We start from the raw sequence: 26,122 nt of genomic DNA on the forward strand, positions 1-26,122 counted from the left end.
TGATGGATCCCTCCATCCTCAATTTGGCCTCTTCGAAAGGAGGGATCAATCCTTGGTGATCAATAAGCCCATTTGCCTGTAAAGGCATTGTAGACATTGACCCCAACTTTCCAGGAAATACTTGCGGCCTCTATAGTATTATCTCTCGTCGCCGCATAGATTGCAAATTGCAATTGTTCACCCAAAATCTTCACCTTTCTGCCCAGCCCGAGATAGAGTTCACCATGATAAAATTTTTGATCTGGAATCGAAAGTGCTGCTGCACCTGCAATTACTTCTAATTGTAAGTAATTGATTAAAGGTATTTTATCCATGATGAAACCATTGAAATGATGAATGGCCATCGCTTGGAGAAAAGTTTTATTGGTAGATAAAGTAGGTCCTAAGAGTTGATAATCTCTGAGAGGATCTGCAAAAAGGTAAGGCGTCGAACCTCTGAAATACTTATACTCTATAAACCTCAAACTCCTGGTATTCAGGAAGCTTCCTCCAAGTAGCAACCAATTGGTATTTCCAAACTTCGTCAATGGCATTTCCTGAGACAGCCGCAGTTCAATGTAATCAAAATCAACCTCTGATAGACCCACACCTGGAAATCCCTTGTGGTACCTCAAATTCAATGTAGGGTAATGATTACCAATTACTATTTTCTTTCGTCCTCGTGTGATGTACTTTTGACCAAACTTATATAGTAAGTCCAATTCGAAAATAAAAGATCTGTATCGTTCAAATTCCGCTGGAGTATTGGCCTCGCCAAAAACAAAGTCCGTCCAGCCTGCTAAATTTAGATCTTCAATTGATCGCTTATCGGCATACTTAAATTCACCGGTAGCATAAAGACCATTGACCAACTCCATCACATGCCCCACACTGAAACGTTGATTTCTGATATAGTTACCACGACTAATGATATTCTGTAGAGACTCATATATAGTAATCAAATCATAGGTATCACCAACAGAAGCAAATACCCGCCCAAACCTGCGAGGCATATAGGTATACCCTACTCTTAAACTCCCTTTCCAGTCATTATTCGTATATCCATAATCGACACTGTATCTGAATCCCAGGGCATTATTGTTTGAAAATTCTTTCTCGACATTTCCTGCTAACTCATGACGATAACCACCTACTCCTAAGGGTCTTACAGATTGTGCAATGGACTGAAATCCCAGAGTCAGACCTTTAGATCTATTCCTGTAATTGACTCCGGACCATAGCACATCTAAAAAAGTAATTTTATTATAATCTGAATCCTGCGCCATATAATATTCCTCACTGTGCTCATAATTCCACACTGAATCCTGTTTTAAAATAAAGGCCCGTGCTTCAGCTTCCACCACGATATTTTTAGGCCGCAGTTTTTGCCATATAGCCGTATCTCTTTCTAAAGCTTGCTCAGAATATTTGATGATTTCATTACCGAAAAAATTCCTCTCAAAGACAGGCTCCAGGTCAAATTCTGTATCAATTACCTGAGTTTCTACCTTGTATAAATTACTTCCGATTTTAGATTGATAGGCAAAGGTCTTTTCTGTAGCTCTATATTGATCCAGAGCTACCTCCGTGTAAGCAACTTCAAATTCAAAATCCTTAAATAGTGTGATGACCTGGTTGTCCAGCGAAAGCCTTGCAGATGATATTATCCAGTTTGACCCATCCACTATAATTTCACCATTGAATAATGGTGCTTGTTTGAAAATAGGTTCGACGGCAACGGTGAACATACTATCACCCTCTATGACATCAATAGCTTGGACCTTAAACCTATAATTAACAAATGCGCCTGCACCTATGGGCGAAGTGATGGGACGATCCGATAGCGTGGAATTGTCAATAACATTGGAATACAACTCAATATTGGCCTCCCTTGGATTTCTGAAAAACTCTATGGGATTGTATTCGACCCCTTGACCACTTCCTCTAAATCCTCGATCAATATCCATTCTGGTGAAGCGATTCATTTTGTCATCATCTGAATTCTTTAATTCGCCTAATATTTCAGCCTTGTATTGGCCGTTCGAAAAATGCTGACGTGAGGCCGTCTCACTTAAATATACGATGTCGAAGCCTTCTTCCACAACTATGGTATCTTCCGGTTCTGAAGCAGGTCTGAAACGCTCAACCTGGGTTTTGATGTAGTTACTATTGCTAAATGTCGAGCGATCGGTCAAAATCTTATCCTGATTTTCTCGTACCATCCGTATGACTCTATTGCCAATCTTTGTTCTTTTCGCTTCAACCGTTACAGCTCCGATTTCGATATCGGTCGGAACCATATACACTTCTACAAAGGTATCTTTGCGAATATCCAGTTCTAAGACTTTAGTTTCATAAGTAAGGATACTAAAGTAGTATTCATTTCTACCCCGTGGAGGCGCCAGTTCAAATGCACCGTTTTCGTCGGTATGGGTACCAAAGGATGAATTCGGGATATAAACATTTACATAGGAAATGACTTGTCCTGAAACAGAATCCAAAACCACACCGCTCAATTTCTGAGCACTTAAGCCTGTAAAAAATAAAAAGAAGATTGCAAAAAGGATGTGTTTCATTCGGATGGCAAAGTTGCAGAATAATTACTGAACTTCAACGAAATTTAGATCAAATTAGTTTTTCTCGTGATTATTGAATTACTTTGATTTATGAAGGAAACATTAATCTTTTTGATGATCTTGTTGTTCATCGGTTGTGCTGAACAGACAAGTGAAATATCCGATGATATGACTGAAGAGAAAAGCCAGAAAGTTTTGTTGTTTGTAGGAACTTACACCGATCAAGAAGGTCACGTCAATGGTAAGGCTGAAGGAGTCTATGCATTGACTTTCAATGTTTCAGATGGCAGCTTAAGTCCGACTAACCTAAAAGCTCAGACTACAAACCCCTCTTATTTAGTGGTAGATGCAGTTTCCAAGAACATATATTGTGTAAATGAAAAAGTTGGTGAAGGGGAACAAATATCAGCTTTCTCTTACACAGATGATTCAATAACTTTCATCAACAGTTTACCGGCCAATGGAGGCGCGCCATGCTATATTACTAAAGTGGGCGATTACCTTCTGACCGCAAACTATGTGGGAGGAAATTTTGCCATGTATTCATTGGGCGAGCAAGGTGAAATTGGTCAGCTTAAACAGGTGATTCAAAAGAAAGGCAAAGGCAAAACTTCCAGACAGGAAGCTCCTCACGCACATATGATCACCCAAAATCCACACACCGAGGAAATTTTTGCCGTTGACCTGGGAACAGATGAAATAACCATTTACGATTTAGACCCTCAGGAGGCCTTGCTAAAAGAGATTTCGGTAATTAAACTTGCTGCAGGATCTGGACCCAGACATGTAGACTTTCATCCTTCCGAGAACCTGGTATATGTGCTTAATGAGTTGGATGGCACCATCGATGTTCTGTCCAAGCAGGGAAACACTTATCAATCTGTTCAGAATGTGAAGAGTACCGCTCAGAAAAACAATGAGGAAGCAGGTTGTGCGGCAATAAAGGTACATCCATCAGGTCAGTATCTTTATGCAAGTAACCGAGGTCCTTTCAATACAATTTCACAATTCAAAATTCAAGAGGACGGTCAACTAGAATATATTGATGAGATTAATTCCGGTGGTGAAGTACCCAGAGATTTTACAATCGATCCAAGTGGACAATACCTGCTCGCAGCCAATCAAAACTCAAATAATATTGTCGTATTTAATTTGGATACTGAAACGGGCCAATTGACACCTTCTGGTGTTCAAATGGCAGCGCCTACTCCGGTTTGTCTAAAATTCGAGTAAATGGCAGGAATAAGTATTTTTGATATTTTTAAGATCGGTGTGGGACCATCTAGCAGTCATACCATGGGACCATGGAAAGCGGCTCAGGCGTTTGCTAAAAAAGTAGAGATTTCAAAAGTGAATAGCATCGTAGTGGACCTCTATGGTTCCCTGTCCAAAACGGGAGTAGGGCATGGAACCGATATAGCAGTGATGCTGGGTTTGTCTGATTTCAATGTCAAAACAATTGACACTAACAAAATCGATAAGTATATCACCAACATAAAAAGTGGCGGCGCTATAAAGCTAAGAAATGAAAAACTAGTGCCTTTCAAGCCTGAAGATCATATTATTTTCCATAGCGAAATGCTACCCTTTCATCCTAATGGAGTAAGATTTACAGCGCATTATGATGATCAAAGCATATTTCAGGAAACATATTATTCCATTGGTGGTGGATTCATTTGTAAAGAAAATGAGCCTTTAGATGAAGAAGAGCTTGTTCTTCCCTATCCTATTGATAACAGCGAGGACTTGAAAAAATGGACTCTGAAACTAAAGACGAGCTTTTCAAAGGTAGTTTTGAAAAATGAATTAAGCCTGCGAACGAAAGAACAATTCGCTCATGATTTAAATGAGATATGGAACTGCATGCAAGATTCTATATACCGAGGATGTCATCGTTTTGGCATTTTACCTGGTGGACTTAAAGTGGATCGTCGTGCTGCAAAAATCAATCGTAAATTGATTAAACGAGAAAATTACACCAATCTTCAAGAATGGAAAAGCGCGATTATGAACGAAAAGTATAGTTTTTCAGATACTCTTAAATGGGTATCCTGCTTTGCTTTAGCCGTAAACGAAGAAAATGCCTCTTTCGGAAGGGTGGTGACAGCTCCGACAAACGGTGCTGCAGGTGTAATTCCCTCCGTACTCATGTTTCATCATTCTTTCAATAGTAACTCTGAAGAAGATATTCATAAATTTTTACTGGTAGCTGGAGAAATAGGTAGTCTTTTTAAGAAAGGAGCCACCATTTCAGCAGCGATGGGTGGATGTCAGGCCGAAATTGGTGTATCCAGCTCAATGGCAGCTGGTGGATTGACTGCTGTAAATGGAGGAAATATCAATCAAATATTGCAAGCGGCTGAAATAGCAATGGAACATCATTTGGGAATGACTTGCGATCCTGTTAACGGTTTGGTTCAGATTCCGTGCATCGAACGAAATACCATGGGAGCTATCAAAGCCATTACAGCAAGTCAGATCGCTCTATCTTCCGATCCAAAAAAGGCTAAAGTAAGTTTGGATGAAGTCATTAAAACGATGTGGGAAACGAGTTTGGATATGAATACCAAATACAAAGAGACCTCCGATGGAGGCCTCGCAAAAGTCGTTAATGAAATGATGGTCGAATGTTGACCTCATTTTTATAGTACAGGCGAACTGGGTTGTCCACGCTTATCTCTTCTTGTCGTGAAATAATCTCTCTCATAGAAGTGATTATCTATTCTTGCTTCCTTCGTATTTCTGAATTTTCCATATTTCTCAAGAAAATCAGAACCTTTAGTATTGACATATTTATCAACTACTGCGTATTCATAAGCTGCGTCAAAATCATCATCTTTCTGATGTCTTGGTCCAGTGTACAAGTTCTCTGCAATCATATTTTTAGCAGTTACTGTATAGGTATCCTTATCAACACTGATCAGACCTGCTGGTATTAGCATGTAATGCGCGCCACCTTCAAATCGGTCACGATATCTATCATCATTTCTATAGCCATTTCTATCGTTGATGGGACTATCCAAATGATCTTTTGTATTGACTTCTATATATCTGATGGAATCCGACGCTTCATCTACAATTACGGCATTTACTTTACCGATCTCCACATCGTTATCTGTCACTACTTTAAATCCACGAATATCAATGGCTTCCTGGTGCTTGTCTAAGCTGTTGTAGTTGTCTAATCGTTTAAATCTCTGTGTCATCGTCTCCATAATAAATCTTTATCATTAAAAAATTGTCAGTATAACCAACTGACTATCAGTAATAAAACTGTAAAACGCGTCAATTTGTTCGATAAAAATACACACTCTCTTTTTGGTTATAGTAAAGTATTACTCTTCATTATATGTATTATTAGTTTTTATGGACATGAGATTAGTAAATAAAAAATGCCTGCACAAATGCGCAGGCACTTCTCTTTATTCAACACAGTTTGTCTCTATTTACCTTTGTATTGTTCCAAAAGGCCCATATACTCTGTCATAAGTTTTGAATAGTGTTCTTTTGCTGATTCAGCATATCCGGGTTCAGTTAACATTCTGTCTACTAAAGGATATTCAGATAAATCAATGCCAGCTTGTTCCTCCATAGCTTGCTTGACCAACAATCCAAGTTCTTGCCTATTACTAAATTCTTTAACATCAAAATAACCTTCCATGTTACTGATATGTGAAGATTTCCTATAGGATCATTGCTCTATTTCTTCCAGATCCCAATTTATTTTAGGACTCTGATAGTAATTGATGTCCTTCACATCCCAAACCTCTGCATGTTTTGCTAACCGTTCTGAATAGGATTCCCATTCTCTGTTGTCTTTAGAAGTCCAGGCAATTTCAGCAATCGCCGTCAGTCTGGGAAACATCAGGTACTCGATATCATCCATTGTGATTACCGTTTCTGTCCAAAGCGGACCTTCTATTCCATAAATGTTTTCTTTTTTGATGCCTGGTACATATTCATCCGGTTCCCAAAGATAGGCGCTGTCAGCTTCGATGTAAGCCGCCCAATGCAATCCAATCCTACTGGTAGAATCATACTGCATATCCAGATAAGTCTTTTTTGCAGGTGATAATATCAACTTCGCATTTTGTAAAACTCCTTTCTTCGCATTTTCTTCACTGGCCCAAAATTGGACTACATTTCCTTCTAACATGGAAGCAGTGGCTATCTCGTCCCATCCGATGGACTTTTTACCATGGTTCTGAACAATCTCCTGCGTGCGATTCATAAACTTAATGTAGTCCTCTTTTTTTGTGGCATGGGACTCATCTCCTCCTATATGTATGTATTCGCCTGGTGTCATAGCTGCCAATTCCCTAATTACATCATCTACAAATTCATAGACAATTTCTTTATCGGTACAAAGCGTGCTAAAACCTACTTCTATTCCTGTATACAGATCAGGGGACTGATTATTGCAGTTTAGTTCTGGGTAGGCAGCCAATGCCGCATTAGTATGACCTGGCAAATCAATCTCCGGCACAATAGTAACATATCTGGAAGCAGCGTAATCGACGATTTCCTGGTATTGTTCCTGGGTATAGAAACCGCCTTCTCCTCCTCCAACTTGTGTTTGACCTCCAACAGCGGTAAGATCCGGCCAAGATTTAATTTCAATTCTCCAACCCTGATCGTCAGTAAGGTGAAGATGTAATCGGTTGAGTTTGTAGGCAGATACGTAATCTATCACTTTTTTCACATCCGCGACATCGAAAAAGTGTCGGGCCACATCCAGCATTGCACCTCTGTATTCATAGGAGGGTCTGTCTCGTATAGTACCCGTTCCTACTAACCATTGCACATCTTGTACACCGTCGGCATGTATCTCAGGAGGCAACATCTGTAATAGAGTCTGAATACCGTAAAACAATCCAGCTTCAGTGTCCGCAGAAATCACCAGATTTTGCTTCACGACCTCTATGGAATAATCTTCACTGAATCTATTGTCGGTATTTTCTTCAAGAAACAGGTTTATCCCATTTGAAGCGCCAGACTTACTTCTCGCTGTAAGCTCGAATCCTGTTGCCTTGGCAATTTGGGCGTTAAAATATTCTGCGAGCGGTCTAAGCTTTGTCTCATCACCAAGAAGGTTGATCGGTGTGGATGCTGTCATTTCAAAGCTACCTTGTGCCACCTGAATTCTCCGAGGCAAAGGAATGATATCCTCCTTTTTCAGGTCAATGTTTATGTCTTCTGAACACGAAAGTATAAGTATACCAATGAAAAGCGTCGCAAAGTAGTATTTAAGTGATCGGATCATATGTCTAATTTGATCCAATAAATTTAGTAAAATAAATTACACCGCCTCTAGAACTTCGACAGGAACTATCCAATCATACTTATCCTCTACGGTTCCATTTCTCAGCCCTGTAATGATATCATAGGCCAAATCAGCTACCTTGTAAGACTTTGTATCCAGATTGATTTCTCGACCATCGTGATGAATCTTATGCACTTTACTCACCACTGCAGCCGTACCCGCACCAAAGACTTCAGAAAGCTTTTCTTGCTCAGCTGCTTCAAAAATTTCATCGATCGAAACAAGCCGCTCTTCAACCTTATAACCGTGATCTTTAAAAATAGTGATAAAGCTGTCTCTGGTAATGCCTTTAAGAATGGTACCATCAGTCTGTGGCGTCACCACCACATCATCTATCACAAAGAATATATTCATCGTACCCACTTCTTGCACATATTTAAATTCTTTGGCATCAAGCCATAGAACCTGATCGAAACCCTCTTCAACCGCTTTTTTCGCCGGATACAATGAAGCAGCATAATTACCAGCTGCCTTGGCCTCTCCTACTCCCCCATGAGCTGCCCTTACATATTGTGTTTCAGCTTTGAGGCTTACAGGTTTAGTGTAATATGGCCCCACAGGAAGGGTCAGAATGATAAATTTATAGCTCTTAGAAGGTCTTACGCCCAGGTATTCATCGGTTGCAAACATATAAGGCCTGATATAAAGAGCACTCCCATCATGTGGTGGTATCCAATCGCTATCCAAACCTACAAGCTTGTGTAAAGCTTCCAGAAACAATTCTTCAGGAATCGCAGGCATACACATCCTCTCGGCGGAAAGATTAATTCTTTTCGCATGCATTTCGGGACGAAGCAAACATGGAGTGCCATCTCTTTTAACCGATGCCTTCATACCTTCGAAAACAGATTGACCATAGTGTAAGGCCAGATTTGCCGGGTGAAGACTTAAATTTTCTACCGGTTTAATTTCTGCATTGATCCATTCACCATTTTTATAATCCGCAACGAACATGTGGTCGCTAAAAACCTGTCCAAACGGGATGTTATTCATATCTACCTCGTGTATCTTCGATTTTTTTGTCTTTGTGATCTTTATCTCCATGATTAAATGCTTTGTGCAAAGTTAGAATAAATAAATTTGTAACCTTTACTTTTGTTTCCTAAATCAGACTAAATTGAACCACTACTTCTACGACTTCGAGCTTTTCCACTCTCCGGATTCATCCATTCCGCCAGAAAATTTTCAAGGTGAAAACGCGAAGAAGTTGCTAGTCGTTGTTCATAAGTCAGACTTTCATCAAGAAAACCAGGACTTTTTAGCTAAAGTATTATCTGCTATAAAGTTAGAGATGCAAAAAGACGCTACTATTCTGCTTATGCCTGATGATCGAAATTATGCGGTCAATGATTTGATGAATAGCCACGATTATCAAAAATGTTTGATGTTTGGAATTCAACCGACTGATGTGGGTTTTGCCATTGAAACACATTTATATTTACCCTTTGAAATCTCAGGTAAGCATTACATCGTGGGGCATAAACTTGAAAAAATCAAGGCCGATACAGATAGGAAGAAAGCACTATGGAGCGCCCTACAGCAGGTATGGTAGTAGGTTTTATGTCAATGGTTTTATGTCAATAGTTTTAAAGTTTGATCAATAATTAATGAGTCCAAAAATAAAAGAGCTACTGTTCGCCACAGGAAATAAAAACAAAGTGAAAGAGATAAGAGCAATGCTATCAAATCTCCCTTATCATATTGTGACCATGGCGGAAGTGGGTTTCTACGAAGAGATCCCCGAAACCGGTAAGACTTTGGAGGAAAATGCCATTTTAAAAGCGAAGTACTTGCATCACCGCACAGGAAAGGCAGTGATTTCTGAAGATACTGGTCTTGAAGTTGATGCCTTAAATGGGAATCCTGGAGTTCATACGGCCAGATATGCAGGTGATTCTCGAGATGCAAATCAGAACATGGACCTTTTGCTGTACCATCTTAAATCATGCGAGAATAGAAATGCTCAATTTAGGACGGTGATTGCTTTGATAGACAAAGGTTCTGTCAAAACTTTCGAAGGTATTGTCCGTGGCTACATCGCAAATGAGAAATCAGGCGATAAAGGTTTCGGTTATGATCCCATTTTTATTCCTGAAGGCTTTGAAGATACATTTGGACAAATGGATATGGAGTTGAAGTCCACCATGTCTCATCGAAGTCGCGCGCTTCGCAAACTAATTGAACATCTTGAACAATGAGAAGTAAACTACCTAATGTGGGAACGACCATATTCACCGAAATGTCAGGTCTTGCTGCTCAGCATGATGCCATCAATCTCTCGCAGGGATTTCCCAACTTTAACCCGGATATCAGGTTACAAAACCTGGTATCAAAGCAAATGAAAGAGGGCTATAATCAATATGCGCCTATGGCCGGAGTAGTTGAGCTAAGGGAAGTGATCGCCGAGAAAATCAAGTTCTTATATGATGTTGCGGTAGATCCTCAATCAGAGATCAATATTACAGCTGGTGGAACGCAAGCAATATTTACCGCCATCACAGCATTTATACATTCAGGGGATGAAGTTCTGGTGGTAGAACCGGCATTTGATTGTTACAATCCAGCCATACAGCTGGCTGGAGGAAAGGTCATACCCTTCGAATTAAATCCACCGGATTTTGCTATTGACTGGAAGAAATTTGAGGATAGTATCACCCATAAAACCAGAATGATCATTATTAACACTCCACACAATCCTACAGGAAGCATTTTGAAACATGAAGACGTGCTTCAACTATCTAAAATCGTGGAAAATCGTGACCTGGTTGTGTTGAGTGACGAAGTTTATGAACATTTGATCTTCGATGGGGAAGAGCATTGCTCTATCCTCAAGTATTCCCATTTACGCCACAAAGCCATTGCCGTATTTTCCTTTGGTAAAACCTTTCATTGTACTGGTTGGAAAATCGGATATGCAGTGATGCCTCCTCAAATGATGAAAGAATTTCGTAAAGTTCATCAATTCAATGTTTTTAGCGTTAATTCATTCGTCCAACATGGCATTGCAGATTACCTGAGCGATCGATCAACCTACATGAAACTTCCGGATTTTTATCAAGAACGAAGGGATTTACTGGCCGAGTTTCTTGCTGAATCTCCTTTTAAAATGTTGCCCAGCAAAGGCAGTTATTTTGTGCTTTGTGACTACTCCGCTATAAGTCAAAGTTCAGATACTGAATTTGCCAAATGGTTAACTGCTGAAATAGGAGTGGCTTGCATACCCATTTCAGTCTTCTATTCCTCCGGCAGACAAGATGGATATGTTAGGTTCTGTTTTGCCAAGACACCGGAAGTACTGCAGGAAGCAGGGAAATTACTGCAAAACTTATAACGATTAAATAAACATACTTAACCATTCTATAGATCATCATGAAAAGTTTTCTTCCTCTCTATTTAACATTATTTAGCTTTTTTCAAATAGGATTTGCACAAAGTCCGGAAAATAAACAAGAAATTAAATATTTTGACCCCAACTATGATCCACTCACTAAGGAGGAATTTCAATATTTGCTTTATAACTATCCATTTTTGGATGTAGTGGGTGACTCATCACATCATATGATACTAGTAGAGCGAAAAGAAGGTGGAATAATTAAGAATATGACCTTATTTGATCGCATACTTGAAGAAGCAGTTGGGCAACAATTTGATGCCAGTCTTCCCGTCGTTGCCATTTTCTACCCAGGAAAAGACCCCTGTAATTCAAGTGGCAGGGCTACTAATCGCACCATGAAAAAATGGTACAATGAAATGGAACGTTTAATACAAAAAGTGCACAAAGCGAATGTTATTTATGTCTATGCTGATGACAAAGGACTAGCTCGCAGAACTGGTGATCGAAACTGGATAGAAGACCCTGAGAACCTCTTCAGGTCCAGCTTTTTCCAACGCCATTATCCGTGTTCAAGTTATGTCATTATCACAGAAGAAGGTCAATATAGTGCCTATTTCGGTGAGTTTTCTAAAGAAGGTTTAGTGGCTACCTTTCAAGAGCTTTTAAAAAACTGATATCTTATTGATATTGGAATCGCGAAAAAATTCTAGAGAGCCCCATTAGATTTAATGCTAAGCATTTAAGAAGTAGGAAAGTTTAATGTTAAGAATTCGCGTGGTTTGAAGCATGCAAAAAAAAAGTCCTATGCGAATAATCACACAGGACCTTAATTCTTTCTTGAAGATATTGACCTTAGATAAACATAAGGTTATGAAAGGTCAATTTCTGATTGCTTATCCAGCAGTTTCTTCCTTATTCACTTTACCTTTGATGGTAATTCTTGTATCAGGAGGAGTTGTGTTAGCAGTAATGGTCACAGTTTTAGTCTGTGCTCCGCCACCAACTCTACCTTTTCCTTTAGAGTCAAATCTTACTAAAATCTCACCAGACTCTCCTGGAGCGATTGGTTCTTTCGGCCATTGAGGAACAGTACATCCACAAGATCCTTTAGCGTTAGAAATCACTAATGGTTCGCTTCCTGTATTTGTAAACTTATACATATGCTCTACTTTTTCTCCGTCCATTACTTCACCAAAATCGTAAGAATTCTCTTCGAATTCGATGGAAGTCGTCGGTCCAACAGGTACTGCAGGAGCAACTGGAGTTGAAGGAGTAGCAACAGCAGCTGTAGGAGCGTTAGGAGTTGCCAAATTGGTGTCTTCAGTAGTGGCTGTGTCGTTATTACAAGATGTCATAGCGAAGGCAAAAACTACTGCTAATAAACTTAAATACTTCATTATTTTAAAATTTGAGTTTTACTAATGTTTCTAAATTCGATTCAAATATAAAGTGAAAAACATAGAGTTTTCAGTTGTTTGCAACTCGTTAACAATCATTTGCAACTCGTTAAACTTGAACTCATATTACGTTTTTATTTAATGTTTTCAAATATTGTGCCGATCTCGGCCGGTTTATTGTAGATAATTTATCTGTACCGCAAATCACGAGCAATCCCTTAAAGAGCCTTCTGCGCTCCAAGGCTCTGCTGCAGCTCTTGAAGGGAAAAGCGAATCCTGAGAAATCCCTTAAAGAGCTTTCTGCGCTGCAAGGCTTTGCTGCAGCTCTTGAAGGGAATAGCGAAAAGCGAATCTCGAACTTTCATCCCTTAAAGAGCAAACCTACCCTCCAAAGCTTTGCTGCAGCTCTTGAAGGGAATAGAAAATCACGAGCAATCCCTTAAAGAGCCTCCTGTGCTGAAAGGCTTTGCTGCAGCTCTTGAAGGGAATAGCGAAAAGCGAACTGCGATCAGCGAACTCCCCAAACTACCTACTAGCAATCCAACGCTGAAATTCTTCTAAAGATTTTGCATTCAGACAATCCTCCGCCGTTAATCCTCCTTTTCGCGCCGCGGCGACACCCCACCGAATATCATTAATCCCACCTATACTATGGGCATCCGGATTAATCGAAATCATCACGCCCTTCTCCACTGCATAAGGTATCCACGACCAATCTAGATCAAGCCGATGCGGACTGGCATTTAGTTCTATAACGACCCCGTTGGCAGCACAAGCATCAATAATCATTTTGTGATCGATCGGATATCCTTTCCTGGCCAGAAGCAATCGCCCAGTCGGATGGCCTAATATTCGACAAAAGGGATTCTCGATCGCTGTCAACAATCGTCTCGTCGCTTTTTCTTCATCCATCTTCAAATTAGAATGAACAGATGCAATAACCAGATCAAATGTTTCTAAAACCCCATCATCATAATCTAGAGAGCCGTCATTTAATATATCTGACTCTATGCTTTTAAAGATTCTAAACTCCGGATATTTCTTGTTTAACGCATCTATTTCCTCCTGTTGTTGATACACCCGATCTACCTGCAAACCATCTGCATAAAAAGCAGATTTGGAATGATCACTCATAACCAGATACTGATATCCCTGACGCATGCACTCTAAAGCCATTTCCTCGACCGTATTCAGTCCATCACTATACACACTGTGATTGTGTACTACGCCCTTGATGTCGGAAACTTCCACCAATTCAGGCAAAGCATCATCCTTCGCCAGTTCAATCCAATAATCGTCTTCTCTCAGTTCAGCCGGTATAAAAGCCAAGTCCAGGTTTTCGAAAACCAATTCTTCCTCCTCAGCAGATTCTGCCCCCATGTCCATCAAAGCATCACTAAAGTCACTTGCAGAGCTAAGCAATATGCTTTCTAATCCAAATGCTGATGTTTCCACAAAATGAACGTCAACCAAATGATTATGAAATCGCAATCCATCTTCAGTGACCTCTATACCTTCTATTTCATTAACCTCCACTTCTACATCTGCAAGAACTTCTATACCTGATACCACCGGAAGTTTTCTGGCCACTTCCCCGACCAATCCTATTAAGGCATCTGGGTATCGATCTCTCAAAATTTGCAATAATTCGATAGCATCCGGAACCACAGCAGCATAATGTGCCGAACCTCTGGATTCTATAAAATACTCTAGCTGTTCTTCTACTTGCGCCTGAGTCTTCAACCCGAAACCTTTTAGTTTGACCAATCGATTCTCTCGACAAGCCTGAAGTAATTCTCCCGCAGACTCCACTCCCAGATCTTTCCAAACTGTCAAGATCTTTTTTGCTCCCAAACCTTTGATCATTAACAGTTCCTGGATTCCCTCTGGCGTCATTTCCAGATATTTATTCATAGCGGACATCTCACCAGTCTCTATCAACTCTCTGATCTTCGAGGAAATAGCCTTGCCTATACCGGGAATTTTTGAAATTTCTTCTTCACTCATTTGAGTCAGATCATCCGGCAACTTCCGCAAAGTAAGGTAGGCATTGGTATAGGAGCGGGTCTTGAATGGATTTTCTCCGTGAAGGTCCATCAGTTTTCCCAACATATTGAATTTTGAAGCAAGCTCTTTATTCGTCATCATTTAAACATTGACCTACAAAATTATCACAACAAGCCCTCCTATCCACCTTATCATCCAAATTTCTGAAAATAATTTTAACATGACCGTAACTTTTGCAAACTTACTGAGTATACAATGCAAACGACAGAAAGAAATATCACTTGAATTATACTGACGAAGAATTGATGCAGCGTGCTAAAGCAGGAGAACTTAAATGTATATCTACACTTTTCGATCGATACCATGTGCGGTTATACAACTATTTCTTTCAGCAGACGCGTGACAAAGGTCAAAGTGAAGACTTGACTCAGAATGTGTTTGAACGAATCATTAAGTACCGAAAAAAATATCGGGAAAAGAAAAATTTTACTTCCTGGATCTATGCGATTGCGAGAAATGTACATATGGATCTTTACAGGAAAAAAAGATTTGACTTGCCCGGCAATGATAAGGTGCAAAGACTGGCTGAAGTTCCGAATGAGGATGAGACCATCGAAAGTTTGCATGACAATAGACTCAAACTAGCTATGGCTCAACTGAGGCAGGATGAGCAGCAAATCTTATGGATGACTAGGTTTGAAAAGATGAAGTACGCTGAAGTTGCCGAAGTGTTCGAATGCTCTGAGGGTGCCATCAAAGCAAAAGTACACAGGACGATGAAAAATTTAAAGGAAGTATTTTTTAAAATCATTGTAGATGAATAAGGAAGAGAAAATAATTGATTACCTGCAGGGAGAGATGACTTATGAAGAAAGGTCGAAGTTTGAGAGATCATTGACTTCAGATCCTGTTCTAAAGGCAGAGTTGGAAGAATACCGTCTATTATTTGATGAAATAGATCAGATGGAGATTTCCAGACCCTCATTAACCTTGAAGTCGAATTTTGACTATATGCTCGAAAGCGAGATGATCAGGCAAGATTCAAAATCAAATGTGATGACATTAAAAACCTGGCGATCAGCGGCGGCGGTAGCAGCCATCCTTGTCATCGGATTTTTAGTAGGTCAAAATTGGACACAAAAAAGTGTGATTAATCAACAGTCTCAAGCATTGGTTGCGGATATGAAACGTAATATGAAATCCGAATCAGTTACTGGAAGAATCGAGGCTGTGCAAGTTAGTCAGCAATTTGCAAAACCTGAAAATGAAGTTTTAAATACTTTGATCGAAACATTGAAGAACGATAGTAGTCCTAATGTGAGATTGGCCGCTGCAGAAGCCCTGGACCGCTACGCTGCGGAAGAAAAGGTACGGACTGCTTTGGTCAGACAACTATCAACAGAAAAAGACCCCTTCGTACTCATCGCTTTGATCAATACATTATCAGAACAAAAAGTAGAAAAAGCAATCGATCCTCTGCAGGAATTAACAACAGCAGAAGATGTTGCAAAATTTATTAAAGATGAAGCCCATCTGGGATTAATTAAAATTGAAAAAATTTAGAAATGAAATATTTATTGACAACAATAGGAATGTGTATCGCTCTGGCAATCGGAGCACAGGATTATAACGTAGCCCACAATGGTGGAAAACTGATACTTGAAGGCGTGGATAACGCAAAAATCACATCGTACGATGGTTCTGAGGTCGTGTTCAGCGCCAAAATAGAAAGAGATGAAAAAAAATCGGAAAGGGCTAAAGGTTTAAAACCCATCAACTCTCTAGGTTTAGATGACAATTCCGGGATAGGTCTGTCCGTAAAAAAGGATGGTGATAATTTGAAAGTCACTCAAATTGGTGAATGCATGTGTGATGATGACGAAGGTTACACCATTAAGTTGCCAAAGTCAATGGGAGTGGACTACTCGCATTCTACCTACGATTCAGATCGGCTCATGATAGAAGGGGTTACAAAAGAAATCGTCGTCTCCACTAATTATACCAATGTAAAATTAAAGGATGTCACAGGACCAATGTCTGTAAAAACAGTATATGGAGATATTGAAGCCACATTTTCAAGTGTAGAGCAAAACTCTTCAGTATCTCTAAACTCTGTATATGGCTTTGTAGATGCTGCTATTCCCGCAGCCAGTAAAGCAAAACTAAGCTTAAAAACACCCTACGGACAAATATATACCGACTTTGATATTGATGTCGCTTCCACTAACGGCATGAGAGAACTGTCAGATAAGAAGATAAGTGGAACCATAAATAGTGGTGGCGTAGATTTTATGATCAAATCAGGATATGAAAATATCTATTTAAGAAAAAAGTAAGCTGATGCCCCGGCTCATTCGTCGGGGCACCACTCTTTATCAAAAAAGGACTTTCAGTCCTAAACAAAACAAACAATTATGAATATTAAACATGCAATACTGGTTGCATTGGCCATGCCATGTCTGCTTGCAGCGCAATCAAATTTAAGTACAAGCTATCCACTGAATAACGCTTCTTCCATAAAACTTGATTTTCAATATGGAGATCTGGAAATTGAGAAGCATTCCGGAAACGAAATCAAACTCGAGGCCAATGTTTTGGTCAATGGTATGGATGGATCGCAATACTTTGACCTTGATTCTAAACGCTCCGGAAACACCCTTGAATTAACTGCCAGAGCTGACTTCGAAGGAGTCGATAAAAGAATGACCATCATTATGAACGATGGCTCCAAGATTTACAAAGACGGCAAAAATATGACCATTGAAGAAGTAAGTGATGATGAAGGAGTTAAAAATGTATATCATGGACTGGATGTGGATGCCACATTTACCTTGAAGATTCCTGAGAACATAAATTTACATGCAGAAACAACCTTTGGTAGTATCATGATTAAGGATTATTGGCAGGATATGCACATTCACAGTACTTACGGTTCTGTGGACGCGGTCATTAAGAATCCACCTTCTGCACCCGTCATGAAAATTAGCAGTACCTACAGTGAAGTAGACCTCATGATCCCCTCTTCTGTCAATGCAGCTTTAAAAATGACTACGGGATTCGGTCGAATCTATACTGATATGAATATCGAACCGGAATTTAATTCGAAGGGCAAAAACAGACATCATGGACAGGACATCGATGCCAAACTGAATAGTGGTAAAGGTTCAATTACATTGGATGCAACATACAGCAATATCTATTTGAGGAAGGCTTTGTAGTTCCAAAAGACAAGTAGTTACAATTCATTGATCGCTATAAATCAGTCACTTGTCTAATTTGATGCCAATTCTTTACAATTTTTTATAGATTGTTAAAGAAATTTTAAATAATCTGCAACTTTTAGAAAAAATCTGAGTCCTATAGAAAGAGACCATAACGAAAACTAAGGCGTAAGCCGAAATCCAAAAATTATAAACTTCTATTCATATGAGAAAGGGTACTTCAATCCTACTGACTATTTTTTGCTTCATTTTCAGCCTTGAGGCTCAGCAAAAACATCATCGGATTGTGAATTGTCATCGAATCGATTCTAAGATCGAGGTGGATGGCAGGTTGGATGAAGAAGCCTGGTCCTCTGCACTTCCAATATCGGATTTCACTACCTGGCAGCCATCCCAAGGATTACCCGCTGAAAACAAGGCTGATGTTAGAATGATGTATGACGATAATTCCATTTACATCGGCGCGCATTTGATCGAGCAATCTAGAGAAAAGGTTAGTGTCCAACTCACTCAGAGGGATCGAGTGGGAAATAGCGATTGGTTTGGAGTCATCATCGATACCTATGGTAATGCACAGAGTGCATTTGAATTTATCGTAGGTTCTTCAGGTGTGCAATTCGATGCCATACTTGGGGATAACGGTGAAGACACCAATTGGGATGCCGTGTGGTTTTCTGCTGTAAATATTACCAATGAAGGGTGGTTTGCTGAAATTCGCATACCCTACTCTGCACTTCGTTTTGCAAAGGCAGATGTCCAAAAATGGAATCTTAACTTTATCAGGAGGGTCAACAGAACCCAGGAGAAATCATCATGGTACCCGATCGATCAAAACCAGGGCGTATGGTTGGCACAGATGGGACAAACTGAAGGCTTGACCAACATTAAACCTCCTTTAAGGATATCTATTTCTCCTTACATCAGTGCTTACGCGCAACATCAATCCACTGCCAACAATCTAAGCACAAGTACTGGTTATTCATATAATGGTGGTATGGATCTGAAATATGGTATCAATGACGCGTTCACATTGGACATGACACTTATTCCTGATTTTGGACAGGTACAGTCCGACGACCAGATTTTGAATCTCACTCCATTTGAGGTACGATTTGATGAACGTCGACAATTTTTTACAGAAGGAGTAGAGTTATTCAGTAAGGGCAATCTTTTCTATAGTCGTCGGGTAGGAGGTGCACCCATTGGCATGAATGCCATTTACAATCAAATAGGATCTTCGGAAGAAGTGCTGGTCAATCCTCAGAATTCTAAATTAATCAATGCCTCGAAAATCTCAGGACGAACGGACGGAGGGTTAGGAATCGGAGTTTTTAACGGACTTTCTAACTCCTCTCACGCTATTGTGGTAAACACAGAAAACAACACAGAACGGAAGATCCGTACCTCTCCGGTGACCAATTACAATGTTTTTGTACTGGATCAAAATTTGAAAAACAACTCCACCATTTCCCTAGTCAATACCAATGTTACACGCTTCGGAGACAGCTTTTACGATGCGAATGTGACTGGTACGCAGTTCAATTTCAAAAACAAGGAACAATCCTGGAGTTTTTCGGGGGAAGGCGCAGTTTCTCAGAAATATTATGCTGAAAGCGATAATGAGTATGGGTTATCTTATGAAGGAGGGGTACGAAAGATCAGTGGTAAATTTACTTATGGAGCATACTATGAGCAAACAGGTAAGAACTTCGACCCCAATGATCTGGGGTTTCAAAGATTTGGGAACATCAGAGAGGTGGGAATTCATGCGGTTTATAGCGAAGTCGATAGCTTTGCCTTTTTCAATAGAGGAAATTTCTGGGTTAACGCGAATTACAGTCGCATCATAGATCCTAATGAATACTCAGAATTACATTTAAATACAGGCTTCTGGATGAGGGCCAATAATTTTATGGAATATAACCTATGGTCTAACCACGAGCCCAAGACCAAAAACTGGTTTGAACCGAGAATCTGGGGTAGGCATTTCCTGGAATCCTCATGGAGCAACGTCGGAATTTTCGTTGGAAGTGATACCAGAAAGCGTCTTCGCCTCAGGGGTGTCATTACCTACATGGACTATCATGAACATAATAGAGATGGTTTCTTTGTTTTCGTAAATCCGGAATGGCAAGTCAGTGATAAGTTTGCTTTTGAAATAGAAACGGAATATGATTTTTCCAAAAGAGATCCACGTTTTGTCGACATCATTAATGGAGATGAAGTAATTTTCGGACGAAGAAATAGAACTACCGTTGTCAATAGTATCAATGCAGCGTACACTTTTACGGACTTGATGAGCATTGATTTCAGACTAAGACATTACTGGTCTAAGGTGCATTACGACGGATTTAATTTATTGATGGAGGACGGCACTCTGGGAGATACTGACTATGATCAATTCAACGATTTTAGTTTTGGTCTGATCAACGTGGATTTAAACTTTAGATGGCGTTTCGCGCCAGGAAGTGACATGATCATCAATTGGAAAAATAATATTGCAGGAAGAGTGGATGATCGGGCTTTTGATTATTCAGAACGATCCTACTTTGATGATCTCGGCAGCTTAAGCAGTTTCCCCGAAAACAATAGCGTGTCAGTCAGGCTGGTTTACTATTTGGATTATCAGCAATTTACCAGTTTTAGAAATAGGTTGTAAACATAATTTATTATAAATTGGAGCTATGAAGTGGTTAGGATTCATAGCTCTTTTTTTATGTCAATGTTGGCTGTATGGCCAGGATCATGCATTGTTGTACAGCCAGGATTTTACGCAATCTGATTTGTCTGACTTTTATTTCACGGATTCCTCGGCCTGGAAGTGGTCTGATGGTTCTTTGGAATTGTTTGGGAAAAGTGATTACCAACCACCTTTCAGATCACCACACAATATCGCCATTCTTAAGGATATTGTAGTCAGCGACTTTGTTCTTGAAGTGGATTTAAAGCAAACCGGTCGGGAATATGGTCACAGAGACATGTGCCTTTTTTTCAACATTAATGATCCGGCTAATTTCTATTATGTTCATATCGCTTCAGTGGCAGATGATCATGCGCATAATATCTTTTTGGTGAATAATGAAGCCAGACGTAAAATTGGTACGGAAACGACCGAAGGCGCGAATTGGGGAAATCAATGGAACAAAGTCAAAGTCATTCGTGATGCCAGTGAGGGGACGATAAAAATATACTTTAATGACATGGATAAGCCCATCATGAAGGCTTCAGATTTACACTTTTCAGCAGGTCACATCGGTTTCGGCTCTTTTGACGATACAGGAATGATTGATAACATCAAATTGTGGGGGAAGAAAGCACAGATGAAGCGGTTTTTTTGATGTACTGCATTCTTCAAGCTACAACACCTAAATGTAAAATATCGCTCAACGAATAGTTGAATGGTATTTTTGTACAGGTTTGAAGACGTGTGGTAACTTTCTCCTAAGAATTCTACGAGCTACTGCGACTCAAATTAAATCTCTGTGAACCGAATGGTCTTTCCAAAGGTTCCATCTACAGACCTTCAATCTATGAGCCTTCACTTAATCTTGATTTTCACTGCAGGTATTACTGCTTTATTAATCTTTCTACTTCCTCATCTGCTCAAAAACAGATTGTTATCTCCTCCTATGATTTTCGTGGGTATTGGATTTCTACTCTTCAGTTTGCCTGTCGATCTGCCTTTCATCAATCCTGAAAGCGATGACCTTGATCGAAAAATTGTGGAGTATCTGACTGAATTTATCGTCATACTCAGCCTGGCTGCCATTGGCCTTAAAATCGATAGAAAACCCAGCTTTAAGAACTGGGCATCAGGATGGGCACTCGTGGGCATTGCCATGCCAATCACCATTATCTTATTAGGCCTTGCCGGACACTATGTGCTGGGGCTTTCTCTTGCCGCCTCAATTTTGCTAGGTGCAGGACTTTCGCCTACAGATCCGGTCTTAGCCAGTAATGTGCAAGTAGATCCTCCAAATTCCGGTGAAGGACATCCCGTCAAATTCGCTTTAACAGTGGAAGCTGGTCTCAATGATGCACTGGCTTTCCCCTTTATTTTCCTCGCGCTCGTTCTGGAAGAACAGGGCCTTAGCTGGTTAACTGTTGGAAAATGGTTCAGTTTTCATTTTATATACAAGATCCTTATCGGAATTCTCGTGGGATTTGTAGTCGGGAAAATTATCGCTAAATACTTTTTTAGTTTTATCGAAAACATCGATGATAAAAGGAAGAAAGAAATCAGTGAAGGTACATTTTTAGTGGCTGCTACGCTTCTAACCTACGGATTTGCCGAATTTTTTCAAGGTTACGGATTTCTGGCTGTTTTTGTTGCTGCCACCACTGGAAGACAAATTGACAAAGAACATCCCGCACACAAAAGAACTTATCAGTCTGTCGATCAGGTAGAGCAGGCACTTATTGGCATATTTTTAGTTGCTTTCGGAGGAATCCTTGCGACCAATGGACTGACTGGATTGTCACTAGGTCACATACTGGTCGGTTGTTTACTGGTCTTCATTATCAGACCCTTGTCTGGAATGCTCAGCTTACTTTCCTTTAAGGCTCCTTTTCGGGAAAAGGCATTGGTCAGCTTCTTTGGAATCAGGGGAATTGGTACCATTTACTACCTGGCATTTGCGACCAATGAGTTTGAAAACTTTGGCTTCATCGAAGATATATGGTTGGTTGCCAACTTTACCATCATTCTATCTATATTTGTGCACGGACTCGCCGACGCCTTCTTATTGACCTCCATTGAAAAGAAATCTACGACAACACCTTAATTTTCGAAATCTTTGACTCGTTGTTAAATGCCTTATCGATAAAACCTTCAAGGTGTCCATTGACCAACCAGGTCTCCACTCCTGCTTTCTGGGCAATTTTAGCAGCCTCAATTTTACTGGCCATGCCCCCACTGCCTTGAGCAGATTTGTCCTTAGAAATGAAAAGTGTAATCTCATCCAGATCTTCTATTACCTCTATGGTAGTGCCATGGTTATCCTTGAAATCCTTGTAAACGCCATCCGTATTCGTAGCGATAATCAGCAAGTCTACTCCCAATAAAGCAGCCGTTTTTCCTGCCAACATATCATTATCTCCAAACTTAATTTCATCAGTAGCTACGGTATCATTTTCGTTGATGATGGGAATATAGTCATTGGCCAGCAACACATCCACTGTCCGTTTGATATTGATCCTGGCATCCGTATGTTCAAAATCCTGGTATGAAATCAAACATTGGGAACAATGCAACCCAATGTCACTAAATACCTCCATAAAAATTCTCATCAGGTGAGGCTGCCCTATGGATGCCAAAGCCTGCTTAACTTCTATAGACTGTTTCCCGGCTAACTGTACGAATTGCTTTGCTACGGCAATTGCGCCTGAACTTACAATAATGAAGGAATATTCATCTTTGAGCAATCTAATCTGACGTGCTATCTCTTCTATCTTACCCCGTGATATAAATTCAGTGTTTTTTGTCAATGTAGAGGTACCCAACTTCAAAATGACTTTCTTTCTATCCATAAATTTTTAAAACTCAAATTTGACGCCAACCTGAACATTTCTGCCAGGCGCAGCTTCGTAGTATCTTGCACCAAAAGCATTGATCCTTATATTGTCATAATACGCCGCTCCAAAAATGTTGTTCAGGGTGATGAAAGGTACCATCCTACCCCACTTCTTACTTACTTTCAAAGCGCCAAATGAGGCAGCCGGAACACTTACTTCATTTTCATTATCGGCAAAAATCGCAGACTGATAAATATGTTGAAAGTAAAAGTCCCATCCATTATAATGATAAGCCCATAAAAAGCCCAACTGATGTTTAGGAATACCTGGCAAAGTGTTCCCATTGAGTTGCTCAAATTCTGTAAACCGAAAATCCGAATAGGTGTATGAAATCTCTGCGGTCATTTCTTGAATGGGCTTAGCAGACAATTGCAATTCGATTCCCTGTCTTTCTGTCTTTCCCGCATTTCTATAGAATGTACGACCAGTAAAATCCTGAAGTTCGTAGGGCAACAATTCATCTCTGGATTGTATATTAAATAAAGTAAGGTCTATGGTCAACTTTTGTCTCCATTTCGCTCTATATCCTACTTCATATGTATAGGACTGTTGAGGATTCAGGTCAATATTAAAACCTCCCAAGTTATCAGGCCTGGCACTCAATTCATTGAGCGTAGGTGTCTCAAAACCATAGCTGAATCCAAGCCTGATGACCTGATCATCAGCGATTCGATAGCTCGCATTTAGTGTTGGACTTACACTGGGCAAAGCTATCTCACCATCCTGAATGCCATCCTCCTCAAATCGATCTATCACCTTGATGAAGTTTCGATCATATCGAAGACCAAGTAGTACATCCAGCAGATTCAGACTGCTTTTCCAAACCAGATAAGCAGATTGATTTTGAAAAATCTCTTTCTGCGCAAGTGAGCGATCTCCGGCTTGTCCCTCAAGATTATCATATCGTTGTCGAAAGTCATCCTGGAATAAAACATCGATCCCTCCTACCAATTCATTTCTCCAAAGGTCACTTGACCATTTTTTACTATATGAAGTTATGACGCCACCGTAATTTCGAAACAGATCTACCTGTCCTCCGGATGTAAATGGCAGTTTATTGCTAAAATCCCTGACGGTATAGAATGCGGTAACGTTTAGTTTTCTATTCCCTTGAAAGGGAGCCGTATACTTCACACCTGAAGTTAATTGACGCACTTCTTCTCCTGCTTGATAAAGAATATTTTGGGGTCTGGCTGCTTTTCTATTTTCCATGGCCATTTCTAGGTTTACCCCTCCCGGATCTAAACCTTCCGGACTGACCAGCCCGTTCAGCATCCACACGAGTTCACTTCCGTTCTTCCACCTTTTCTTAAACCGACCATTGTAAATAAAACTATTTCCACTTGACCATTCTCTGAAGCCATCTGTTTGCTGATAGGAAAATTGATGACTCCATTCCTTTTCTCCGAATCGATGATTAAATTCGGCATTGGCCTGCCAAGATCGAAATGAACCATAAGTGATTGACGCCCAACTATCTCGTGCTTTATCCGAAAAAGTATTGATATTAATTACTCCACCTGAAGCATTGCCCCACACTGCAGAGGCAGTGCCATTGAGTACTTCGATATCCTTGAGACTGCCTAGAAAAACGTTGTCCACCTGCCCTTGACCATCAGGTGTGGAAAGTGGGATCCCATCCATCATTAAGCGGACTCCACGTATGCCAAACGCGGATCTGGCGCCAAAACCTCGGATGCTAATTCTTAAATCTTGCGCTGTATTAAATTGGTTGGTGATGAAGACACCCGGCGTTGATCCTAAAATACCTTTCAACGACTGACTTTGAAGCGAAAACATCTGTGCTGGAGAGATCTTGTGTAATGTAAGCGGTGTTTTCAGTAAGCTGGTATTGATCCTGGTAGCAGTGATTACAATGTCATCAATATCATTCACCATTAGAGTGTCCTGCGCCGCAACCACACATTGACCTAGAAACAATAGAAAAAATGTCCAAATCTTGACCATACTAAATCTCATAAGGCCAGCAAGATAATCATCTTCTAAGGAAGAACTACCGCAAGCACAATACAACAGTAAATAAAACATATAGCTTAGAAAAGGAAACGACAGTATAATTCCAGGATTAGAGTAGAACTGTCTTCATACAAAATGCTTACTTTTGTCAGCATGAGGGATATCCATTCAGATTTGCAAATATTAAAGGTAACCCGTCAGAATACCATTAATCTGATCAAGGCACATCATTTAGACCAGCTCAATGAAATTCCGTCGGGCTTTTCCAATAATTTGATATGGAACTTTGGGCATGTGATCGTCACCATGCAATTATTGGTTTATGGCCTTAGCGGTATCAAAATGTATACAGATAAGGAACTGGTAAAATCCTATAGAAAAGGGACCAAACCAACAAGGAAGGTTCATCAAAATGAAGTAGATGAGCTTATACACTTAGCTCTATCCACGGTTAGTGACCTAGAAAAAGATTACAAAGAGGAACTATTTCAAGAATTTAAAATATATACCACCTCCTACAATATCACGCTCACCAATGTTGTAGAAGCCATTAAATTCAACAATGTACACGAAGCCATGCACTTTGGAACCTGCCTTGCCATTAAAAAATTCATATAAGCCTTAAATTGGTAATAATCCCGTAAAAGTCAAACTCTTCTCCCTCGCGACTTTTCGTCAAGAGAATATAAAAGACATCCACTATATTAATAAAATTGTTGGTGCAGAAAACCAAC

General features: G+C 40.0%; 23 protein-coding genes. 14 read left to right on the forward strand and 9 right to left on the reverse strand.

Annotated elements, in window-relative coordinates; translation table 11 throughout:
- Positions 1 to 59: 59 nt before the first annotated feature.
- Positions 60 to 2,555: a DUF5686 and carboxypeptidase regulatory-like domain-containing protein gene (locus L2567_RS03140; RefSeq protein WP_235296238.1), complete on the reverse strand. Its 2,496-nt coding sequence runs from the start codon at positions 2,553 to 2,555 to the stop codon at positions 60 to 62.
- Positions 2,556 to 2,645: 90 nt separating this feature from the next.
- Here L2567_RS03140 and L2567_RS03145 point away from each other — a divergent pair, with 90 nt between their 5' ends.
- Positions 2,646 to 3,788, forward strand: coding sequence for a lactonase family protein (locus L2567_RS03145; protein ID WP_235296239.1), 1,143 nt, complete (start codon positions 2,646 to 2,648; stop codon positions 3,786 to 3,788).
- Positions 3,789 to 5,189: an L-serine ammonia-lyase gene (locus L2567_RS03150; RefSeq protein ID WP_235296240.1), complete on the forward strand. Its 1,401-nt coding sequence runs from the start codon at positions 3,789 to 3,791 to the stop codon at positions 5,187 to 5,189. It abuts the gene before it with no gap.
- A gap of 8 nt (positions 5,190 to 5,197) precedes the next feature.
- Here the strand turns inward: L2567_RS03150 and L2567_RS03155 are convergent, their stop codons facing one another.
- The 4 genes from L2567_RS03155 to L2567_RS03170 form a co-directional block, all read right to left on the reverse strand.
- Entirely contained in the window at positions 5,198 to 5,770 is a 573-nt protein-coding gene (locus L2567_RS03155) for a PRC-barrel domain-containing protein (protein WP_235296241.1), read from the reverse strand.
- A gap of 227 nt (positions 5,771 to 5,997) precedes the next feature.
- A complete protein-coding gene (locus L2567_RS03160; RefSeq protein ID WP_235296242.1) occupies positions 5,998 to 6,216 on the reverse strand; it encodes a hypothetical protein in 219 nt (72 codons plus the stop codon).
- Between the two features lie 30 nt (positions 6,217 to 6,246).
- Positions 6,247 to 7,818: a family 20 glycosylhydrolase gene (locus L2567_RS03165; protein WP_235296243.1), complete on the reverse strand. Its 1,572-nt coding sequence runs from the start codon at positions 7,816 to 7,818 to the stop codon at positions 6,247 to 6,249.
- 36 nt (positions 7,819 to 7,854) lie between these two features.
- A complete protein-coding gene (locus L2567_RS03170) occupies positions 7,855 to 8,922 on the reverse strand; it encodes a branched-chain amino acid aminotransferase (protein WP_235296244.1) in 1,068 nt (355 codons plus the stop codon).
- A gap of 73 nt (positions 8,923 to 8,995) precedes the next feature.
- Between L2567_RS03170 and L2567_RS03175 the strand changes: the two genes are divergently transcribed.
- Genes L2567_RS03175 through L2567_RS03190 form a run of 4 tightly spaced genes read left to right on the forward strand, consistent with a single transcriptional unit; the run spans position 8,996 to position 11,886 of the window.
- A complete protein-coding gene (locus L2567_RS03175) occupies positions 8,996 to 9,430 on the forward strand; it encodes a hypothetical protein (protein ID WP_235296245.1) in 435 nt (144 codons plus the stop codon).
- A gap of 55 nt (positions 9,431 to 9,485) precedes the next feature.
- Entirely contained in the window at positions 9,486 to 10,076 is a 591-nt protein-coding gene (rdgB, locus tag L2567_RS03180) for an RdgB/HAM1 family non-canonical purine NTP pyrophosphatase (RefSeq protein ID WP_235296246.1), read from the forward strand.
- Positions 10,073 to 11,209 (forward strand): methionine aminotransferase, encoded by a 1,137-nt coding sequence (locus L2567_RS03185; RefSeq protein ID WP_235296247.1) that lies wholly within the window; start codon positions 10,073 to 10,075, stop codon positions 11,207 to 11,209. The genes rdgB and L2567_RS03185 overlap by 4 nt, the downstream gene beginning before the upstream one ends.
- A 38-nt stretch (positions 11,210 to 11,247) precedes the next feature.
- Positions 11,248 to 11,886 carry a hypothetical protein gene (locus L2567_RS03190; protein WP_235296248.1) on the forward strand — a complete coding sequence of 213 codons (639 nt, stop codon included), beginning with the start codon at positions 11,248 to 11,250 and terminating at the stop codon, positions 11,884 to 11,886.
- Between the two features lie 219 nt (positions 11,887 to 12,105).
- Here the strand turns inward: L2567_RS03190 and L2567_RS03195 are convergent, their stop codons facing one another.
- Both L2567_RS03195 and L2567_RS03200 read right to left on the reverse strand, forming a co-directional pair.
- On the reverse strand, positions 12,106 to 12,609 hold the full coding sequence (locus L2567_RS03195; RefSeq protein WP_235296249.1) for a DUF1573 domain-containing protein: 504 nt from the start codon (positions 12,607 to 12,609) through the stop codon (positions 12,106 to 12,108).
- A 525-nt stretch (positions 12,610 to 13,134) separates the two neighbouring features.
- Positions 13,135 to 14,754 carry a DNA polymerase/3'-5' exonuclease PolX gene (locus L2567_RS03200; RefSeq protein WP_235296250.1) on the reverse strand — a complete coding sequence of 540 codons (1,620 nt, stop codon included), beginning with the start codon at positions 14,752 to 14,754 and terminating at the stop codon, positions 13,135 to 13,137.
- A 143-nt stretch (positions 14,755 to 14,897) separates the two neighbouring features.
- Between L2567_RS03200 and L2567_RS03205 the strand changes: the two genes are divergently transcribed.
- The 7 genes from L2567_RS03205 (at position 14,898) to L2567_RS03235 (ending at position 22,621) form a co-directional block, all read left to right on the forward strand.
- A complete protein-coding gene (locus tag L2567_RS03205) occupies positions 14,898 to 15,440 on the forward strand; it encodes an RNA polymerase sigma factor (RefSeq protein ID WP_235296251.1) in 543 nt (180 codons plus the stop codon).
- A complete protein-coding gene (locus L2567_RS03210) occupies positions 15,433 to 16,179 on the forward strand; it encodes a HEAT repeat domain-containing protein (protein ID WP_235296252.1) in 747 nt (248 codons plus the stop codon). The genes L2567_RS03205 and L2567_RS03210 overlap by 8 nt, the downstream gene beginning before the upstream one ends.
- 2 nt (positions 16,180 to 16,181) lie before the next feature.
- On the forward strand, positions 16,182 to 16,952 hold the full coding sequence (locus L2567_RS03215) for a DUF4097 family beta strand repeat-containing protein (protein WP_235296253.1): 771 nt from the start codon (positions 16,182 to 16,184) through the stop codon (positions 16,950 to 16,952).
- Between the two features lie 78 nt (positions 16,953 to 17,030).
- Positions 17,031 to 17,834, forward strand: a complete 804-nt coding sequence (locus tag L2567_RS03220) for a DUF4097 family beta strand repeat-containing protein (RefSeq protein WP_235296254.1) — start codon at positions 17,031 to 17,033, stop codon at positions 17,832 to 17,834.
- Between the two features lie 208 nt (positions 17,835 to 18,042).
- Positions 18,043 to 20,496 (forward strand): DUF5916 domain-containing protein, encoded by a 2,454-nt coding sequence (locus L2567_RS03225; protein WP_235296255.1) that lies wholly within the window; start codon positions 18,043 to 18,045, stop codon positions 20,494 to 20,496.
- 25 nt (positions 20,497 to 20,521) lie between these two features.
- The gene (locus tag L2567_RS03230) at positions 20,522 to 21,175 is read left to right on the forward strand and encodes a hypothetical protein (RefSeq protein WP_235296256.1); all 654 of its coding nucleotides are present in this window, start codon (positions 20,522 to 20,524) and stop codon (positions 21,173 to 21,175) included.
- A 153-nt stretch (positions 21,176 to 21,328) separates the two neighbouring features.
- Complete coding sequence (locus tag L2567_RS03235) at positions 21,329 to 22,621, forward strand: cation:proton antiporter (protein WP_235296443.1); 1,293 nt, start codon at positions 21,329 to 21,331, stop codon at positions 22,619 to 22,621.
- Here L2567_RS03235 and proB read toward each other — a convergent pair.
- Together proB and L2567_RS03245 are read right to left on the reverse strand one after the other, a co-directional pair.
- Positions 22,605 to 23,366, reverse strand: a complete 762-nt coding sequence (gene proB, locus L2567_RS03240) for a glutamate 5-kinase (RefSeq protein ID WP_235296257.1) — start codon at positions 23,364 to 23,366, stop codon at positions 22,605 to 22,607. The genes L2567_RS03235 and proB overlap by 17 nt on opposite strands.
- Positions 23,367 to 23,372: 6 nt before the next feature.
- Entirely contained in the window at positions 23,373 to 25,391 is a 2,019-nt protein-coding gene (locus L2567_RS03245; protein ID WP_235296258.1) for a TonB-dependent receptor family protein, read from the reverse strand.
- 150 nt (positions 25,392 to 25,541) lie between these two features.
- Between L2567_RS03245 and L2567_RS03250 the strand changes: the two genes are divergently transcribed.
- Positions 25,542 to 26,006, forward strand: a complete 465-nt coding sequence (locus L2567_RS03250; RefSeq protein ID WP_235296259.1) for a DinB family protein — start codon at positions 25,542 to 25,544, stop codon at positions 26,004 to 26,006.
- Positions 26,007 to 26,122 lie beyond the last annotated feature (116 nt).

The organism is Portibacter marinus (genome assembly GCF_021533195.1).
Lineage (GTDB): Bacteria > Bacteroidota > Bacteroidia > Chitinophagales > Saprospiraceae > Portibacter > Portibacter marinus.

Excerpts from the sequence above, each read along its gene's own strand:
- L2567_RS03230 (WP_235296256.1), top strand. The coding sequence starts at position 20,522 with ATGAAGTGGTTAGGATTCATAGCTCTTTTTTTATGTCAATGTTGGCTG.
- L2567_RS03250 (WP_235296259.1), top strand. The coding sequence starts at position 25,542 with ATGAGGGATATCCATTCAGATTTGCAAATATTAAAGGTAACCCGTCAG.
- L2567_RS03235 (WP_235296443.1), top strand. The coding sequence starts at position 21,329 with ATGGTCTTTCCAAAGGTTCCATCTACAGACCTTCAATCTATGAGCCTT.
- L2567_RS03190 (WP_235296248.1), top strand. The coding sequence starts at position 11,248 with ATGAAAAGTTTTCTTCCTCTCTATTTAACATTATTTAGCTTTTTTCAA.
- L2567_RS03145 (WP_235296239.1), top strand. The coding sequence starts at position 2,646 with ATGAAGGAAACATTAATCTTTTTGATGATCTTGTTGTTCATCGGTTGT.
- L2567_RS03140 (WP_235296238.1), bottom strand. The coding sequence starts at position 2,555 with ATGAAACACATCCTTTTTGCAATCTTCTTTTTATTTTTTACAGGCTTA.
- L2567_RS03155 (WP_235296241.1), bottom strand. The coding sequence starts at position 5,770 with ATGGAGACGATGACACAGAGATTTAAACGATTAGACAACTACAACAGC.
- L2567_RS03185 (WP_235296247.1), top strand. The coding sequence starts at position 10,073 with ATGAGAAGTAAACTACCTAATGTGGGAACGACCATATTCACCGAAATG.
- proB (WP_235296257.1), bottom strand. The coding sequence starts at position 23,366 with ATGGATAGAAAGAAAGTCATTTTGAAGTTGGGTACCTCTACATTGACA.
- L2567_RS03215 (WP_235296253.1), top strand. The coding sequence starts at position 16,182 with ATGAAATATTTATTGACAACAATAGGAATGTGTATCGCTCTGGCAATC.
- rdgB (WP_235296246.1), top strand. The coding sequence starts at position 9,486 with ATGAGTCCAAAAATAAAAGAGCTACTGTTCGCCACAGGAAATAAAAAC.
- L2567_RS03165 (WP_235296243.1), bottom strand. The coding sequence starts at position 7,818 with ATGATCCGATCACTTAAATACTACTTTGCGACGCTTTTCATTGGTATA.
- L2567_RS03220 (WP_235296254.1), top strand. The coding sequence starts at position 17,031 with ATGAATATTAAACATGCAATACTGGTTGCATTGGCCATGCCATGTCTG.
- L2567_RS03160 (WP_235296242.1), bottom strand. The coding sequence starts at position 6,216 with ATGGAAGGTTATTTTGATGTTAAAGAATTTAGTAATAGGCAAGAACTT.
- L2567_RS03225 (WP_235296255.1), top strand. The coding sequence starts at position 18,043 with ATGAGAAAGGGTACTTCAATCCTACTGACTATTTTTTGCTTCATTTTC.
- L2567_RS03195 (WP_235296249.1), bottom strand. The coding sequence starts at position 12,609 with ATGAAGTATTTAAGTTTATTAGCAGTAGTTTTTGCCTTCGCTATGACA.
- L2567_RS03200 (WP_235296250.1), bottom strand. The coding sequence starts at position 14,754 with ATGACGAATAAAGAGCTTGCTTCAAAATTCAATATGTTGGGAAAACTG.
- L2567_RS03170 (WP_235296244.1), bottom strand. The coding sequence starts at position 8,922 with ATGGAGATAAAGATCACAAAGACAAAAAAATCGAAGATACACGAGGTA.
- L2567_RS03150 (WP_235296240.1), top strand. The coding sequence starts at position 3,789 with ATGGCAGGAATAAGTATTTTTGATATTTTTAAGATCGGTGTGGGACCA.
- L2567_RS03245 (WP_235296258.1), bottom strand. The coding sequence starts at position 25,391 with ATGAGATTTAGTATGGTCAAGATTTGGACATTTTTTCTATTGTTTCTA.
- L2567_RS03210 (WP_235296252.1), top strand. The coding sequence starts at position 15,433 with ATGAATAAGGAAGAGAAAATAATTGATTACCTGCAGGGAGAGATGACT.